The 18,233-nt window shown below is 37.1% G+C and carries 13 protein-coding genes; 8 read left to right on the forward strand and 5 right to left on the reverse strand.

Features of this window, described 5'->3' with window-relative positions:
- Position 1 precedes the first annotated feature (1 nt).
- The 3 genes from ACK4M9_RS18210 to ACK4M9_RS18220 all read left to right on the forward strand — a co-directional run bounded on the left by ACK4M9_RS18210 (position 2) and on the right by ACK4M9_RS18220 (position 5,502).
- The gene (locus ACK4M9_RS18210; RefSeq protein ID WP_409853704.1) at positions 2-865 is read left to right on the forward strand and encodes a DUF58 domain-containing protein; all 864 of its coding nucleotides are present in this window, start codon (positions 2-4) and stop codon (positions 863-865) included.
- 76 nt (positions 866-941) lie between these two features.
- A complete protein-coding gene (locus ACK4M9_RS18215; RefSeq protein WP_409853706.1) occupies positions 942-2,741 on the forward strand; it encodes a vWA domain-containing protein in 1,800 nt (599 codons plus the stop codon).
- The gene (locus tag ACK4M9_RS18220) at positions 2,725-5,502 is read left to right on the forward strand and encodes a VWA domain-containing protein (protein WP_409853709.1); all 2,778 of its coding nucleotides are present in this window, start codon (positions 2,725-2,727) and stop codon (positions 5,500-5,502) included. Before ACK4M9_RS18215 ends, ACK4M9_RS18220 begins: the two co-directional genes overlap by 17 nt.
- A gap of 228 nt (positions 5,503-5,730) precedes the next feature.
- Here ACK4M9_RS18220 and ACK4M9_RS18225 read toward each other — a convergent pair whose 3' ends face one another.
- The 5 genes from ACK4M9_RS18225 to modB form a co-directional block, all read right to left on the reverse strand.
- Positions 5,731-6,582: an MBL fold metallo-hydrolase gene (locus ACK4M9_RS18225; RefSeq protein WP_409853712.1), complete on the reverse strand. Its 852-nt coding sequence runs from the start codon at positions 6,580-6,582 to the stop codon at positions 5,731-5,733.
- A 293-nt stretch (positions 6,583-6,875) separates the two neighbouring features.
- Complete coding sequence (locus tag ACK4M9_RS18230) at positions 6,876-7,727, reverse strand: manganese catalase (protein ID WP_409853714.1); 852 nt, start codon at positions 7,725-7,727, stop codon at positions 6,876-6,878.
- A 220-nt stretch (positions 7,728-7,947) separates the two neighbouring features.
- A complete protein-coding gene (locus ACK4M9_RS18235; RefSeq protein WP_409853717.1) occupies positions 7,948-8,559 on the reverse strand; it encodes a class I SAM-dependent methyltransferase in 612 nt (203 codons plus the stop codon).
- 152 nt (positions 8,560-8,711) lie between these two features.
- Positions 8,712-9,743 carry a sulfate/molybdate ABC transporter ATP-binding protein gene (locus ACK4M9_RS18240; protein ID WP_409853720.1) on the reverse strand — a complete coding sequence of 344 codons (1,032 nt, stop codon included), beginning with the start codon at positions 9,741-9,743 and terminating at the stop codon, positions 8,712-8,714.
- Positions 9,743-10,423, reverse strand: coding sequence for a molybdate ABC transporter permease subunit (modB, locus tag ACK4M9_RS18245; RefSeq protein WP_409853723.1), 681 nt, complete (start codon positions 10,421-10,423; stop codon positions 9,743-9,745). The genes ACK4M9_RS18240 and modB overlap by 1 nt, the downstream gene beginning before the upstream one ends.
- 347 nt (positions 10,424-10,770) lie before the next feature.
- On the opposite strand from modB, the gene ACK4M9_RS18250 reads away from it, so the two are divergent.
- The 5 genes from ACK4M9_RS18250 to ACK4M9_RS18270 all read left to right on the forward strand — a co-directional run bounded on the left by ACK4M9_RS18250 (position 10,771) and on the right by ACK4M9_RS18270 (position 18,052).
- A complete protein-coding gene (locus tag ACK4M9_RS18250; RefSeq protein WP_409853726.1) occupies positions 10,771-12,384 on the forward strand; it encodes a GGDEF domain-containing response regulator in 1,614 nt (537 codons plus the stop codon).
- A 3-nt stretch (positions 12,385-12,387) separates the two neighbouring features.
- Entirely contained in the window at positions 12,388-13,440 is a 1,053-nt protein-coding gene (locus tag ACK4M9_RS18255) for a HEAT repeat domain-containing protein (RefSeq protein WP_409853727.1), read from the forward strand.
- Positions 13,433-14,848, forward strand: a complete 1,416-nt coding sequence (locus ACK4M9_RS18260; protein WP_409853837.1) for a glycosyltransferase family 2 protein — start codon at positions 13,433-13,435, stop codon at positions 14,846-14,848. Before ACK4M9_RS18255 ends, ACK4M9_RS18260 begins: the two co-directional genes overlap by 8 nt.
- A 62-nt stretch (positions 14,849-14,910) precedes the next feature.
- Positions 14,911-15,276: a response regulator gene (locus ACK4M9_RS18265; protein ID WP_409853839.1), complete on the forward strand. Its 366-nt coding sequence runs from the start codon at positions 14,911-14,913 to the stop codon at positions 15,274-15,276.
- A complete protein-coding gene (locus ACK4M9_RS18270) occupies positions 15,269-18,052 on the forward strand; it encodes an ATP-binding protein (RefSeq protein WP_409853730.1) in 2,784 nt (927 codons plus the stop codon). Before ACK4M9_RS18265 ends, ACK4M9_RS18270 begins: the two co-directional genes overlap by 8 nt.
- Positions 18,053-18,233 lie beyond the last annotated feature (181 nt).

Here is an 18,233-nt window from a genome sequence, read left to right on the forward strand (position 1 = left end):
AATGCTACTATCATCAGATTTACGAATAAGATTAGGACGTTACCAATGGCAAACATCACAGATGAAACGAGGCATCCAGAAGGGGAGCCGTCGCTCAAAAATGTTTGGGAGCTCATTAGATTTTTCAGATTTTAGACCATATCAGCCTGGCGATGATGTTCGGCAAATTGACTGGAACGTATATGCTAGAACACATCGGCATTATATTAAGAGATTTTTAGATGAGCAGGAATTGTCGTTAACGATTTATTTAGACTGTTCCTCTTCTATGGGATTAGAGAAAGAAAAATGGCAGGCTGCAAAAGCTTTAGTTGCAGCTATTGCTCACATAGGACTAGCTAATGATGACAGGGTGTCAATTATCCCTGTTTCCCCTGATAATGTTCCCTTCTTACATAAAAAGGGGGTCGTATTTTCCAATGAAATGGTTCAACAAATTCAGACATATGATCCAACAAACAATATCAATTTTTTTGAAAAGTTGCCGCAGTATCGACAACGAAAGTCGATGTTAAGTTTTTTGGTTAGTGATTGTCTTGAACCAGTGGATGTAATGATAAACCAACTGAGAGTTGTGCAATCACATCAACAGCTTCGGCTTGTCCATCTTCTTAGTGAAAGAGAACTAAATCCAGTAATCTCTGGTGATGTAAAGCTAATTGATGTTGAAAACGATAGTGACATCGTTCAAGTGAGTGTTAATCGGCAGGTGCTTCAACATTATAGGGAACGATTGCGAGAACATTGTCTATCCCTTGAAAAACAGTGCAGCGAACGAGGGATTGGTTATGTACGAGTAAGCTCAGGTCAATCTCTTGATGATATCCTTTTTTTGGAGATGAGAAAAAAAGGCTGGTTGGCATAGCGTGGATTTGCGCTTTTCTAACCATGTCTAGCTTCAGGCGCCTTGCGCTTTTTCTTAATGGAAGTAGGTGACAGAAATGGGATTACTGATTCCCGCTTTTTTAGGACTTTCTATTTTTATAGGTGGACTCGTCCTTTTTTATATGTTCAGAAAACAATATACTGAACAAGTTATTTCTTCGAATATACTTTGGGATCAAGTCATGAATGAATGGCAGGCAACAAAGTGGTGGAAGAAGCTACAGAGACAGCTCCTTTTGTTACTCCAAATTTTACTTCTTTTATTCTTAATGCTTGCTCTTACGCGACCATTTTTCACTAAGGAAGGCATCGCAGGTGACCATATAATTATGTTATTAGATAGCTCTGCTTCTATGATGGCAATGGTTGACGAAGATGGAACAACCAGATTTGAGCAGGCGAAGCAAGAAATGATCAAACTGTTAGAAAAGCGTTCGCGTAATCAAACGGTAAGTATTATTACTATCAGCGCGACACCAATTTTAACAGTTAACCAGGAATTAGACCTACGAGTAATCAAGGATGCCATAGAGGGCATAAGTATGACCTATGAGTACGGCGAAATTCAGCGAGCTTTGTCCTTGGCTAAGGCACTAAGTGAACAACAATCCTCAAGTATTTATGTTTTTAGTGATCAAATTACCGAAGAGCATTGGATAGAAAGCCAAATCAATTCACCTTTTCATGCTATTAATATCGCAGCCTATAATGACAAAAATTTATCAATTTTGACTTTTGGCGTGAATACATCTCGTGAACAAGCCACTGGTGTTGTTACTTTAAGAAATGATAGTAGTCAAGAGCAACAGACTACTATCCAATTTACAGCGGACGGTGAACTGGTTCACACGCAATCTGTAACAATTGCAGCAGATAATCAAGCCTATGTTACTGTAGAAGAGTTACCGAGTGCTAGCTATTATACGGTGAAAATAGTAGATGAAGATATTTATCCATTAGATAATATTGCCTATTCATTTTCGTCAACGGAGGCAAAGCCAATTCTGTATCTAATAGGAGATATCAATCCGTTTTTACATAAAGTATTTATCCATCTTGGGAACGATATGATCCAAGCAAAAAACTTAGAGGAAATTGATCAGTTTAAAAAAGATAGTATAGTAGTTGTTTCGAGTGCGGAGGACGTTAAGTCGATTGATAGACCATTCTTCGTATTAGCATCTCGTGAGGATGAGATTATTGCTTTGGAGAAAAAGGTTGAAGTGAAGGATAGCGAAGAGCTTTTTAACTATGCTGATATAGACGAAATTTATATTAGTCAAGCTAGGCGACAACGACTACAGAATTCAGGAATGGTAGATACGGTTATGGCGAGTGGAGTTGTGCCACTAATTCAAAAGGGTTGGGAGAACGGACGGCCATACGTTCAAATTTTATTTGATATCCAAGACTCAGACTGGCCTCTTCACTTTAGTTTTCCTATTTTTGTTTACCATACGTTGGAGTTTTTAAAGGGAGAGTCTTTTCACTTAGGTTATTTCAAGCCAAATGAAAAACGGTCGTTACAGTTGGAAACGGTAGGTCCGTATAAGGTACTCGATGAATTGGAGAACGTTATTACTACGATTGATCGTGAAAGCGATATTTTTCAGTCTCCTGTAAAACCAGGATTGTACTTTTTGTCAAATAGTGAAGGACAAAAGAAGTACTTCGCAGTTACTTTAGATGAGAGAGAAAAAGAGACAATTGCTCATGAATCTTTTTCAAAACTAGGAAAAGAAACGAATTTGACAGCTGGTACAGTCCAACATGAATGGTGGACTTGGCTTCTTTTGATTGCCTTCGTACTATTGTTAGTGGAATGGGAGGTGTATAGACGTGGGATTCGAGCTTGAACAACCTCTTTATTTGTTATTAATCATACCAGCATTATTACTAGTGGTATTGTTTATACGTACAAAGGTTCAATTAACAAAAAGAGAAAGAAATGTCATTGTTTCTTTTAGAGTGATTATTGTTTTGTTAATTGTGACTGCTCTATCCTTTCCTAACCTAGTTTTTACAACGAAAAATGTTCATACCGTATTTGTACTGGATAGATCCGACTCAATTGATAGTATGAATTCTGAAATGACAACCTTTATTCGGGAAGCTGTTGCAGCGAAAGATGTAGATGATTCATTTGCCATTGTTTCAGTTGGAAGAGATGCTACAATTGAGCGCATGATTGGCACACAGTCGAGTTTCAGCAGTGATTGGAGCCAAGTAAATACTGATTTTACGAACTTGGAAGCTGGGATACAAGTCGCATCAAGCTTATTAGCAAGAGAAGGGTCTGGTAGGATTGTCGTTTTAAGTGATGGAAATGAAACATTAGGAGACGCGCTACAACAAGCAAGTTTTGTTAAAGTACAAGGAATTACGGTAGATGTTGTCCCATTTTACAAAGAGCAGATAAAGGATGTTTCTTTCCAAGAATTTGTTGTACCTCGTCAAATGTATAAAGGAGAACAAGCGTCGTTGTCACTTTCAGTATATAGTACAGAAGAAACTGAGTCGACAATAAGGATTTCCTTAAATAATGAGACAATAGTTCAAGACAGTGTTCAACTAAAGCAAGGTATAAATTCGCTTCGTTTTAAATACCCAATCAGCGATAGCGGAATGCTTCGTTTTCGGGCTGAGGTACTTACAGATGGGGATAGTATTCCCCAAAACAATCAGCTATCTGCAATGACGGTCGTTACTGGAACTCCAAGCGTATTACTTGTTGAAGGTAATGGAAAAAAGGCAAATGCATTATATGATGCTCTACTTACTACAGGGATAGAAATAAATCGAATTACTCCAGATTTTTTGCCAACGGAACTAAACGGTTATCTTCAATATGAAGCAATTATTTTCAGTAATGTGTCAGCAATGCGGATGGCCGAGAAGCAGATGGAATTAATCGAAAAGGCGGTAAGAGATTTCGGTGTCGGCTTTATCATGACTGGTGGCCATGAAAGCTTTGCCTTAGGAGGCTATAAGGATACGCCAATTGAGAGAATTCTTCCAGTCGACATGGAAATCAAAAGTGAAGAGGAGTTACCTTCACTAGGTCTCATCTTTGTTATTGATCGTTCTGGTAGTATGATGGGGTTGCGATTGGAGTTGGCGAAAGAAGCTGCAGCCAGATCTGTTGAATTGCTACGTTCAGGAGATACGGTTGGGGTTATAGCTTTTGATGATCGCACGTGGCAAATCGTTGAGACAGAAAAGATGACGAATAGTAGAGATGTCGCAGAAAAAATATTGGGAATTACTGCAGGGGGCGGTACCGATATCTACCCAGGCTTAGCAGAAGCTTACGCACAGCTAGCACCGCTAGAGTTACAACGAAAACATATTATTATGCTAACGGATGGGCAATCTCCTGAAAGTGGAGATTACCAAGCATTAATAGAAGGCGGGCGAGAAGCAGATAATATTACGCTATCAACCGTTGCAGTAGGCGATGGTGCAGATCATTATTTATTAGAATTATTAGCGGAATATGGAACAGGTAGGTTTTACTCTGTTTATGATGAAACGACAATCCCGAGTATTTTATCGCGAGAAACGATGCTTACTACTCGGACATATATAGAGGATGAGCCATTCTTTCCAAATGTGAGTTCTATGACAGAATGGGTGGCACATTTTACAAGTGGTGTTCCACAGTTGAACGCGTATATTGCAACAACTCCAAAGGGAAGAGCGACGAATGTTTTGACGAGTGCGAAAGATGACCCGGTGTTATCTCGTTGGCAATATGGACTAGGGAAAACCGTTGCTTGGACCTCTGATGTTGAGGGGGTGTGGTCAGGTCAATGGGCAGCTTGGGAAAATTGGGCAAGCCTATGGAATGATGTTGTCACTTGGACCTTTCCAGCGGACGTACAGGACCCCTTTGAAGTCTCACAAAAGCGTGAGGGAACAACAAGTGTTTTAACCTTTACTACCGAGGAAAATCAGTCACGCCCGTTAGCTGCTACGATTGTCAATGAAACAGGGCAAGTGATAGATTCTAATATTCGAATGACGGCCCCAGGGGAGTATGAAGTTTCCTTTGATGGCGATGAAGGCATGCATTATGTACAGCTTACTGATTTACAGCAGTCGCCTGTTTTTCAAACTGGAATTACTGTGGCCTATCCCGAAGAGTATCGAATGAAGCCGACAAATGAGTCCTTTTTAGAAGCGTTGTCTAGCGTCGGTGGTGGTTCTACTTTAGACCATGCGGCAGACGCATTTCGTCCATTAGTGGAACGTCCTATTTCACGACAACCGATTGCTCATTTACTTATTTTGTTTGCATTTTTACTATTCTTTTTAGAAGTAGCACTTCGTAGATTCGGAGTACCAAAACTAAGTGGAATATTTAGTAAAAGCAAGATAAGCAGTGGGAGGTCAGAGGCTATTCCAAAGATCAAGCGTCAAGTAAAAAATCGTAAGAATGTAGATAAAGAAGATACAATTAAATCCGAAGCCTCGCCCAAAGAGCTTGATCATACTAGCAGAACAAAAACTGCAGTAGACACCCAAAATTCCTCAAAAGAATCGACTGAGTCTAGTGTAGATACACAGGAAACGATGAAACGCTTGTTAGCAGCAAAAAAAAGAGGGCGTAGATAGCTAAGTAGATATTATACTGCAAAATTAAAAGAGCCTATCCCATAAGTGTCAGTGCACCTCGACATGCTAGAAGTCTAGGTCTGTACTCCATCTATATGTAGTAGACGAGGTGACTGATACTTTGTTTTCGGGAAGGGCTCATTTTTACAAATCACTTCAGTAGAAACCATATTGTAATGAAGGAATGATCAATTAAAACTGGTAGTTCTTCCTGAAAGAGAAAAACATTTAATGAAGCCTTTTATCAACATAAATCCCATGATCAGGAATAGCAATTTCATCAAAATGATTTGCCAAATTTCCTAAACTTTCGGTTAGTAATTCACCTTCTATCGGAAGCCCATGTCCAGTTACAGCAATAGCTGGGTTTAATGCGGCCAAATTTTTTACGGATTGCCATGCTGCTTGCCAATCGGTTGTAAAATATCTAGGTGGGCCACTCATTTCTAGCTCTTGTGTGATGACTTTATAAAGAGAATCTGATCTAACGGTAACAAAGGCATCACCAGCAATTAAAATTCGATCGTTTTCTCTAAAAAGAGAGATATGTCCAGGTGTATGGCCTGGAGTGTGAAGCCATTTCCAATGAGGCATACCGGGAACAGTACCATCATTAGGTAGTTGTTGAACATGTTGGCCAATATTAATGGCCTTGTTTGGAAACATGGCTGAGATTTTTGCAACTAAGCCGCCTTCGACTGAAGGATCTGGTTTTGGATAATCAAGCTTCCCTGTTAAATATCGAATTTCTAATTCATGAGCATAAACAGGCGCGTTCCAATGTTCAATTAATTCGATAATTGCACCAACATGATCAAAATGTCCGTGTGTTAAAACAATTGCTTTTGGACAACTCCCTTTTCCAAAACGCTCCTCTGTTACTGCAATAATCTCCTCAGCAGAGTTAGGCATGCCTGCATCTACTAAAACCCATTCATGTGCACTTCCGACAATACAAATATTCACAATTTGCAATGTATGTGATATTATATCGCTTGCGACAACATGAGTAACGCCACTTCCTATTGATGTTGCTGGAATAAATTTATAATCTTTACCGTATTCCATTTCTTTATCCATCGTCGTTTAAACCCTCTTTATATATAGTTTTTTGTGTGACAGTCCTTATCATTTCACATGACCAATGAAATTATAATTTTTGGATTTGTATGTGTAAAAAGTGTTTGAGCATTAACTCGTTGGAGTTCCTTGAACAACAATTTGAAATTCGTGAGAGTTTTAAGCGAAGAGAATGTTAGCTGGCGACTTTTAAATTAGAGATGGTGGTGCATGATTTACTTTTGATAAGTGAACTTCCATAGAAAAGAACAACTGGAGCGGTTATCAACCCAGTTGTTCTTGTTCAATTATATTTAATACATACTTGGAGGGTCATGACGAGGGGTTTTAGGAAGCATAGTATTATGTGTATATGGCGGTGGTGGGTTTAACTTTGGTTTTTTTCCAAAAGGGTATGGTTCTGCAATATACGCAAATTGACCCATTCTATCCATACTTGGACCACTTGCCCAGCGTCCTTGACTGCTTTCCTCGCCTCTTGATAGGTTAAAGAATGCATAAGAGACTTCTTGTTTTTCTAAGTTCCGTGGGAATGTACTAGGTACAACAACGTTTTCTTGTGCCTCTAGTTCGGCAATCGCAGCTATCCACATATTTTGGTGCATTGTATCTCTAGCAATTAACCATGAGAGCATATCCTTGACACCACGGTCGTTAGTCATTTCATAAAGACGAACAGCTTGGAGACGCCCTTGAGATTCGTATGTTAAATTCATGCGAAAGTCAGCTAGTAAATTACCACTTGCATTAATGTAACTTGCTGTCCAAGGGTTGCCAACGCTATCGGCAGGCATGGCTCCTAACCCAGAAACAATTGCATGCTGCGGATTCATCCCACCTAGTATAGCTCCAATTACTGGATCTTTTGCTGCATCTTCAAGATCACCAACAGGGGCACCATCGAGAAGGCGAGCAATCATTGTTGCCAGCATTTCAATATGAGCAAGTTCTTCTGTTCCCGTATCCATCAGAAGATCACGATATTTCTCATCACCGCGAAAACTCCAGCCTTGAAATAAGTACTGGAGAGCTACTGATATCTCACCAAATTGGCCACCAAGGATTTCCTGAAGTTTCCTAGCGAAAACCGGGTCAGGTCTTTCTGGTTTTGCGCGGTATTGTAATTCTTTAATATGATAAAACATCTTTATCAATCCTCCTTTTTTCTTACCACTATAAATAAATTCAAAAAGGGAATTGTCTTATTCCTAAAATCTATAATCAACAAAAAACAATTTCAATAAATAGAAAGAGGCTGTCCATAAATGTCAGAGAACCTCGTCTACAATGATGGAAGTGTATACTTGTACACAATCGATCGATAGTAGAGGAGATGACTACTGTACTTTTTGGCCAGCCTTTTCTCTATTTTTCACAAACAGCCACTCCGATAGGGTAATATACACCTTCTCTAGGTGGTTCAATTGTAACGCCGCGTTGGTAATACATTTCTACTTTTGAAAAACCTTTAAAGAGGTTTGAAAATTCTTCTTTTGTTAGTTGATGAACGTGAAAAGGTTGTCCACATGAAATTCCTCTACCATCACCAAAAGGAGTCGAGATAACTAACTTCCCACCTGGATTTAAAAGCTTGTACATATTTTGAACAAAAAGCTCGTCATCGGCCACATGCTCAATCGTCTCGAAGCTTAAAATTGTATCAAATGTTCCTAATTTCTCCGGGAGTTTACGATCTAAAACATCACCTTTTAGGAAGGTTATTAGCGGGTGGTAATAATGTTGTTTTGCATATTTAAGTGTCGCATCATCAAGATCAACACCGATAATTTCCTCAATTACGTGTTTGCGGTCTTTGGCAACCATTTGTGCACCGTAACCAGTCCCGCAGGCAATATCTAAGACACGCCCATTGGCATAGGGGGTAGAAAAATAGTATCTAGCACAATGCTCTAGCAATGAGCCATTCATTGCCTTCATATTTTTAGGGATCATTCTTTCCCCTGTATCTTCTAACATATCCATCACCGCTCTTAAATTTAATATATACAGTATATCCAAATAACTTTTAATGACAGCGTTCGTAGTATAAATTAATTTGATATATTTGAACCATTGGTATCATAAAGCCTAACATTAGGGAATGGCAATGAATTAGGGGGGGGCCTTTATCACCCCATCAAAAACATCTTTTCAGGAGGGAGATAAAGCATTAAATCTCCTTTACAGATCTCGGATACAGCATTTTTTTGTACATTTACTTTAACAGTAAGACTATTGAATGTCACTGAAATAGTTGTGTGATTAATACCTTCAATAATGCTAGTGATTGAATAGTCAAATGTGTTTGTACTATTTGTTCGAGGGACAAAGGTGACATCATAGCTGTGAATGCCAACATGCTTTTTTTCAGGTTGAACAGATCTTCCTACATGAAGCTCCAGTCCATTTATTATGATAGAAGTCGCATTGAAGGTATCTATTTTATAGATATTTTCACAACCTACTATTTGTGCAGCAGCTATACTGACGGGATATTGCAGTACATCCTCTTTTTTTCCATACTGAATGTTCGCGCCCCGATCGTATAAACAAATATGATCACAAAGACGATAGGCCTCTTCAATATTGTGAGTCACAAAGAGAACAACACCAGCGAAATTTTGTTTTATAATATCCAATAACTCTAGTTCTAGTCGCTTTTTCACGTGCTGATCTAGAGCAGAGAATGGTTCATCTAATAATAGGATATCTGGTTTCGTTACCAATGTCCTTGCTAAAGCTACGCGTTGCTGCTGGCCACCAGATAGTTCGTCTGGATAACGGTTGTCTAGTCCGGATAATTGAACAACTTGGAGCATCTCTGTAACCTTTCTTTGTCTATCTAGTTTTGTTTGTCCCTTTAGCCCATAACTGATATTTTCTGCTACAGAAAGATGGGGGAAAAGCGCATAATTTTGAAAAACATAGCCGATTTTCCGAGCCCTAGTTGGAACATTTATATTTTTTTCGTTATCAAATAAAAGACGATCTCCAATCGAAATTCTCCCAGAGTCTGGCTTTAATAAGCCGGCAATCGCTTGTAAAGTTAAACTTTTTCCGCAACCTGAAGGGCCTAAGATGCCGACGATGCCCCTTTCTACATTAAACTGAACATTAAGTTGAAAGTTGCCGAGTGTTTTTTTAATATCAACGTTCAGCATTAACTTGGCCCCCTTTTCGAAACTTTTTTCTCGAGTCGGTTGATAGTAAAAAGCACTGTAACAGCAACAATGGTCATAATGATTACAAGTAAATTTGCTAATTCACGATTGCCAGCAAGTAAGGCATCGTAAATAGCAATAGGCATTGTCATTGTTTTATTAGGTATACTACCGGCAACCATTAAAGTTGTCCCAAAATCACCGAGAGCTCTAGCGAACCCGAGTGTAATTCCGGCAACGATTCCCCGCCACGCTAGTGGGATTATAATAGTTAGAAAAATATTAAATTCGGATCTACCCAATACTCTCGCCACATTAACGATATTAGTGTCAATGTTTTCAAAAGCGGCTTTTGCAGACTTTATTAGGAATGGAATAGAGACAATCATTGCCGCAATAACTGCCCCAGTTGGTGTAAAGACGATCCTAATATTAAAATTTTCTTCAAGAAATCTACCAATGCCGCTTTGCCTCCCAAGTAGAACGAGTAAATAATATCCAAGAACTGTTGGTGGAAGAACTATTGGTAGTGTAATCAAAGTATCTAAAAGGTCAGCAAACTTACTTTTGGAACGACTTAAAAAAAAGGCAATAGGTAAGCCGATAAGAATAGTGAAAAGAGTTGCTGTTAAGGCAACTCTAAACGATAAAAGTAATGGAAATAAATTGATTTGATCCATAATTAGGAACTCCTTAAGGAATGCTATAGCTGTAACGTGAGGACTATAAGGTCCTTCAATTAATACATTTTCAGCCGATAATATAATAATAACAAAAATACTGATAGTTTAAAAATGATAATTAAGTTTAACGAATTTATTACTAGCTCCATTTCCTAATCTTCTAGCCCTTAGGTATGTGTGACTCAAGTAAAACAACTTCACCAATTCACCGTTTTTAAGAGGAAAATTAAAAGGAACCAGTTTTTTCTATGTGATTTTAGGGTACTTAAATTGGACATGTATCGTAACGGTTGTAAAATGGTATATAGATAAATTTTTTGTCGAATAGATTTGAGGTGTAGTAAATGGAAAAGTATCAAAAGTTGTTTCTGGAAAGAATGCAAAATACTTTAAAGCAATGGGAAGAAAAAGGCGTTGTCAGTGAAGCGAATCTTTTCCGCTTCCTACATACTATAAAAGGAACAGCGGCCACAATTGGGTTATTAGATATTTCTATTGAATCTGAAAAAAAACTTAAAGAGATTAGTGAGACGGGAGAACGTACTTGGTCTAATGAAGAGTGGCGGTTATTCCTCCAGTTTTTGGTTAAACATAACGGAAATCAAACTGAAATCAAAATAGAGAGAGAAGAAATAGAAAAAGTCACTGACAATGATAAGCTAATCCTTCTTATTGATGACGATATAACAATGGTGAATTTTCTCAAAGGGAACTTTGAGAAAGAAGGTTATATGGTATTAGCGGCAGTTACAGCAGATAAAGCATTAAAGCTTTTTTATGATCATAAACCTGACATAATTTTATTGGATATACACTTACAAGATCATCATGGATTTAAATTATTTACAACAATTTTGGAAAAGTCACAATCGTATTTTATTCCAATCATTTTACTAAGCTCTGAGGATAATAAAGAAACGAGAATAAGAGGGTACAAGCAAGGGGCAGTTGATTTTATTGCTAAACCTTTTTCGTTTGATGAATTAATGGTTAGAGTCGAAAATCGAATTAAATATAAAGATATAGTTAGTAATGCGGTTCTGATTGATGAATTGACAGGAGCCTTTAACCGAAAGTTTTTAAAGCTAGAGCTTAACCGCTATTTGTTTGAATTAAATAGAACGAAAGAAGTTTTATCACTAGTTGTGATCGATTTAGATCATTTCAAAAAGGTTAATGATACGTATGGGCACCATATTGGAGATGTTGTCCTAAAAGGATTTGCGCAATTTGTTCTATCGAGTAAACGTACATCGGATTATTTAATTCGCTATGGTGGAGAAGAATTTATATTGCTCTTACCACATACGAAGAAAGCAGATGCAAAACTTTTTGTTAATCGTTTATTAGAGGATTTCTCGGCAGTGTCATTCTTCTCAGAAGATGGTGCCGAATTAAATGTTACGTTTTCAGCTGGCGTTGTTGAAATAGCCAACCCACAAACGCATATTGACGAATATGTAAAAAGAGCAGATATCGCTTTGTACAATGCCAAAGAGCAAGGGCGCAGTCAAGTTTGTTTATATGAGGGAAAGGGATTAACTGTAAATAGTTCGAAGAGTAATATTCATATTGCTATTATCGATGACGATGTTGTCGTTCATGAACTAGTGAAAGAGCGCCTCGCAAAACTTTCTTTTGGAAATATTCAGGTTGACTTTAAATCATTCCGTGAGGGGGAATTATTTTTTGCCTCGGATTGGCACAAGCAAAATGGTAGGTTTCTCATTTTACTTGATGGAATTATGCCAAGAATGGATGGCCTTGAGGTGCTGAAAAAATTAAGGGGAGATTACCCTGAGAAGAAATTTGTCGTGCTAATGCTCACAGGAAGAAAAAGTGAAAAAGATGTAGTACGCGCTCTGGAACTTGGTGCTGACGATTACTTAACAAAGCCGTTTAGTATTGCTGAATTAGAAGCGAGAGTAAAGCGTTTAGTTAAAAGGATGATGATGTAACTAATGATCGAAGTTTCAGTGAATGTGCTCATTTTACTAAATATCGTTTTATTATTTTTATTAGTGTTGTTGTTTATCTTCTTACTATTACAGAAAAATAAGGATATAAAAATAAAAAATCGAAAAGAGAACTTGAAGAACAAACTACGTGTTCCTTTATTTAATTATCTAAATGAAGGGGATGAAGTGAAAACTAGGTTATTTCAGCGAGACACTTTGAGTTATAAAGTAGTCCAGCAACTATTACATGAACATAGGAAAATGGCCCAAGGTGATGAAGTCTCCGAGAGAATTAGAACGTTTGCTGAAACATACTTTGCGGTCTATTACCGTGAATTACTTGAGCATAAGAGCTGGAGCATTCGTATGAATACCCTTTATTCAATAGAGAATTTTATGATGTATTCATTAGAAGACATCGTTTGGGAGGGCTTTGTTACTAGCGGTGTAGAAAAGGTTGAACAGCATCAACAGTTACGTGTTTTAGCAAGATTACAATCTAAACGGTTAATAGATCATTTATTCCTAAACAATCAACAATACCCATTGGCTATATACAAAGAAATATTAAGGCGTTTTCACACAGAGAAGTTTGACCAAATTGTTAGTAAGTATGATCAAGGAAATCAACAATTAAAAATAGCACTGCTAGCGTTATTTGCAGAGAAAAAAGATACTAGCTACTTACCTCTTGTAGAGCGAGAGCTAGAAAACGGACAGACGGACATTAGAATGCAAGCGTTGAAGGTAATACGTAGCTTGGGATATACGTCTAATCCAGATAAATTAATGGGCTTTGCAAAATCATCTCTGTGGCAAGAACGGATGATGTATTGCAAAATTGCTTCGGTAATAAAAAAAGAACGGTTTAAACCATCAATAGTACCACTTATCTCAGATGAGAATTGGTGGGTTCGTAACGCAGCAGGAGAAGCTATTGTTAAACTTGAAGATGGACAACTTATTCTTACTCATATAGCTGAGACAAGTGAAGATTCATTTGCTAGAGATATGGCGCTGCAATGGTTAGGAGGAGAAGAGCTACGTGATGAATAACGATTTGCTTATGGTAATTTTTGAATGGGTTGCTTATTTTATCATTAGCTACATGGCAGTTATTATTGTTTTTTATTTTTCTATATTTCTAATTTCGGCTAGACAGCTAAGAAAACATTTTTTATTAGACGAAAAGCAGCCATATGAAGAATTACTAACTTCTCAAGATACAAAGCCTATTTCAATAATTGTTCCGGCATACAATGAAGAAATTGGGATTTATAATAGCGTTCGCTCGTTATTAAGTATTAACTATCCCGAATATGAAATTATTGTCGTCAATGACGGATCAAAAGATGGTACGGTGAAAGAGATGGTTGACCGTTTTCAAATGGTAAAGGTTAATCTTGTTGTTAGAAAAAGATTAGAAACGCAAGAAATCAGAGCGATTTATAAATCAAAATTATATGATTATTTATTTTTAATCGATAAAGAAAACGGTGGAAAGTCAGATGCTTTAAATGCAGGAATTAATTTATCAAATTATCCGTATGTTTGCTCTCTTGATGGTGATAGTGTCCTTGAGAGAGATGCTTTCTTAAAAGTTATGAAACCAATTATCGATTCTAATGGGGAGGTTATTGTTACAGGTGGGAGCATTCGAATTGCGAACGGATGTCAAATTGAACGAGGAGAGGTCATGAAAGTAGGTTTGGCGAAAAGCCCACTCGTCGTGATGCAAGTCGTTGAGTATTTACGAGCATTTCTAATGGGACGAATTGGACTTAGTCGACATAATTTACTATTAATAGTTTCAGGCGCGTTTGGTGTTTTTCATAAAGAATGGGTCGTAAAAGCGGGAGGATACCGGACAAAAACAGTTGGAGAAGATATGGAATTAATTGTTCGTCTTCATCGTCTTATTAAAGACGAAAAAAGTAATAAACGAATTGAATATGTTCCAGATCCGGTTTGTTGGACAGAGGCACCTGACTCGCTAAAAATATTAAGAAGACAGCGGAGTAGATGGCATCGTGGTCTTTACGAATCGTTGTGGCTTCACAAAAAGATGATTTTTAACCCTAAATATGGCCTCATTGGTTTTATTTCAATGCCATATTTTTTATTCATTGAATTATTAAGTGCGGTGATTGAGTTTATTGGCTATTTAATTGTTATAATCGGACTTGTTTTTTCTTTAATTAACATTAAAGTTGCCCTACTCTTGTTCTTACTATCGTTTTTATACGGCTCAATTTTGTCAATGAGTGCTGTTTTGCTAGAAGAATGGAGTTTAAGAAAATATGAAGCAAAAAGAGAACTTGCTCGTCTCTTCTTTTATTCACTAACAGAAGCGTTTTGGTATCGTCCATTAACAGTTATTTGGCGATTTGAAGGGTTTGTTCAAGCAATTTTCAAACGCGAAGGAAGCTGGGGAGAAATGACAAGAAAAGGGATATCTAAATAAATCCAGACTTGTCAGTGTTACAGCTTTCTATTTTCATTACTTATTTTAAAGGGGGTTACATGTTGAAACGAATATTACTAGCAGAAGATGAAGAGATATTAAGAATGTTAATTGTTGATACACTCGAAGATGATGGTTATGAAATTGATGAAGCATCTGATGGGTTAGAAGCATTGCAATATATTTCCGATAATGATTATGATTTGGTCTTAATAGATTATATGATGCCAGGCTTAACAGGATTAGAAGTTATTGAAAAGGTAAGAAGCTTACCAACTAAGCAACATGTAAAAATAATGATGCTAACAGCAAAGAGTCAACAAAAGGATGAAGAAAGAGCAAAACTGGCAGGTGCCAATTATTTTTTAGCAAAGCCATTTAGTCCAGTAAAGCTTGCTGAATTAGTAGGGGAAATCTTACATGTATAAATATTTTAATAAAAGTATTACAAGGCAGTACATGTTCTCGCTTATTCTTGTTGTAATCTTTGCGCTAGTTGGAGCTGCTTTATTAACCGGTATTAACTATGGTATACAAGAGGATTTGATGATTGAGAGAGAAGAATTAAAGGAAAAGAAGCTACTTGTAAATGAGATAGAGGATCACTTAATGCTAATGGTATTTCACGCCAGAGGATACTATTTTCTACAAGATGAAAGAGAGTTAGAATTTCTCCATTCAGAACAAGACGAATTAATAAAGGCGATTAGCTATTATGAAGGTTTAAAATTGGATGAAGAAGAAGAACGGTTTGTCTATGAAATTAATACATTTCTACTCGAGTATAATGAAGAAATACTGGTACCATCAATAATCCATGTGAGAAATGATGACTATGTTTCATTGAGAAGTCTAGCATTTGCCGGAGCCACTGACAGAGTTATCGATTTTATGGAGCAAATGCAAAACTTCGCCAATGAAATTGATGACAAACTAAACCAAATAAATGATAAAACAATTGATTCTGTAAATTCCTTTAAGTGGCTGTATGTCACCTATATCGTATTAATTTTATTTGTTTTAGGAATTTTTATTCGGAAGTTGAGCAAAAATCTCGGTATTCCTTTACTCGAATTAACTCAAGCTTCTGAGCAAATCGTCCAGGGTGAGTATGTACAATTAACACAAGTGAAAAGGGATGATGAAATTGGGGTTCTCTCTAGAGCCTTCCAAGAAATGGCCCGTAGTATGCAAGGGAAGGAAGAAGAGCTAACAGCACAAAATGAAGAGCTACTTGCGCAACAGGAAACGTTAGAAGAACAACAAGAGCACTTGGAGAAATCGTTACTAGAGTTGAAATATTTGAACAGTGCACTAAATGAATCTGCTCTTGTTGTAATTACAGATCATAAAGGGATCATTACTTATACAAACGAGAAATTTTGCGAGATCTCACAATATTCCAAAGAAGAATTACTTGGTCAAGATCATAGCCTTATTAATTCCAGTTCGCATAGTAAGCAGTTTTTCCAAGATCTATGGAAAACGATACTAAAGGGGAACATATGGAATGGAGAAATAAGAAACAAAGAAAAAAATGGAAGTTTTTATTGGCTAGAAACGACGATTGTACCATACTTAAACGAATGTGGAGTTCCATATCAATTCATTGCTATAAGTAAAGACATTACAGACAAAAAAATAGCTGAGCAAAAGCTACAGCAGTCCTATGAGGAAACTGAAACTAGACGTCAACTTAATCAGGATATTATTGACCATGTAAATGAAGGTATTTCGCTTTTGGACGAAAAAGGATCGCTTCTAAAATATAATTTTATGTTTACTGAAATAATTGGTAAAAAAGACAATCTGCACAATATCAGCTTTGAAGAGTGGTCGAATTTTCTTAACGGACGTGTCGAAGAGTTTACTGATTTCAAAAATTTTATGAAAAAGGCAATCTGTCATGAAGGCCAGGAAGCTCTAACGTATCGATATGAAGTGCTTACACCTAAGAAAAAGGTTTTTGATGTATATGCGGTTACAATTCAAAGAAATAATAACCAGCATGGTACGCTAGTTGTTCACCGTGATATTACTGCCGAATATGAGATAGATCAAATGAAATCGGAGTTAGTTAGTACCGTTAGTCATGAGTTAAGAACGCCGTTAGCAAGTGTTTTAGGGTTTGCTGAGTTGATGTTAACAAGAGAGTTAAAACCAGAACGGAAGAAAAAGTATTTGGAAACGATTCATAAAGAAGCTACTCGACTTACAAACTTAATTAATGACTTTTTAGATATTCAAAGAATGGAATCTGGTAAACAAACTTACGATAAGAAAATAATTAATGTCTATACAATTATTGAGGATCTTATTGTGAAGTTTAAGACAACAAATAAACAGCATGATTTTGTCCTACAATCAGCGGAAGAACGAATTGAAATTTTAGGAGATGAGGAGAAACTCATTCAGCTGTTTACAAATCTAGTTAGTAATGCTGTAAAGTTTTCACCAGATGGCGGTGAAGTCACGATAAGAATAGAAAAAAGAGAAAATGATGTTATTTGCGCTGTTACAGATGAAGGATTAGGTATCCCGGCAGAAGAGGTTTCAAAGCTCTTCCAAAAGTTTTACCGAATTGATAACTCGGATCGACGAAAAATTGGTGGGACTGGCTTAGGACTAGCTATTTGTAAAAAAATAGTTGAAGCCCATCATGGTGATATTTCTGTTTCTTCAGTTCTTGGAAATGGAAGTACGTTTTATGTAAAACTGCCTGCACTTGAAGGTACTGTAATTACACCAAAGATAACGTATACTACTGAGCACTTGGGCGGTGATAGACCATCATTAGTGATTGTAGAGGATGACGAGAGCTTAGGAATGTTGCTACTCGCTGAACTAAAAGAACTAAATATTGATGTTACACATTTTTCAAATGGGGAAAGCGCCATAGCGGCAATTAGGAAGAGACAACCAAATCTTATTGTCTTAGATATCTTGCTTGGTGAAAAGATGGATGGATGGAAGGTTATTGAGGAATTAAAGAAAGAAGAAAAGACAAAGCAAATTCCAATTATCATTTCTTCTGCTCTCGATGAGAAGGAGCGTGGCCAAAATTTAGGGATTGACCATTATTTAACAAAACCATACCCTCACGGTAAGCTTTCAGAGGTAGTTCTTGAATTACTAGAGATCGGTGACAAAACCGGAAAAATTTTAGTTCCAATTGAAGAAAAAGAAATTGAGCAGAACGAATAGCTGTTTGAATGTGATTTTCCTTAAAAGATGGAGACTGTCCCAGAAGTGTCAGCGCACCTCGACGTGTTACGATATACAGAATTGTATGTTGTTTATAGACGAGGTGCCTGATACTTTGCTTAGGAACAGTCGCCATCTTTTCTTGTATCTCCATACTTTTTTCATAAAAATGTGTTACATT

It is taken from the genome of Anaerobacillus sp., assembly GCF_046314235.1.
Classification (GTDB): Bacteria; Bacillota; Bacilli; order Bacillales; family Anaerobacillaceae; genus Anaerobacillus.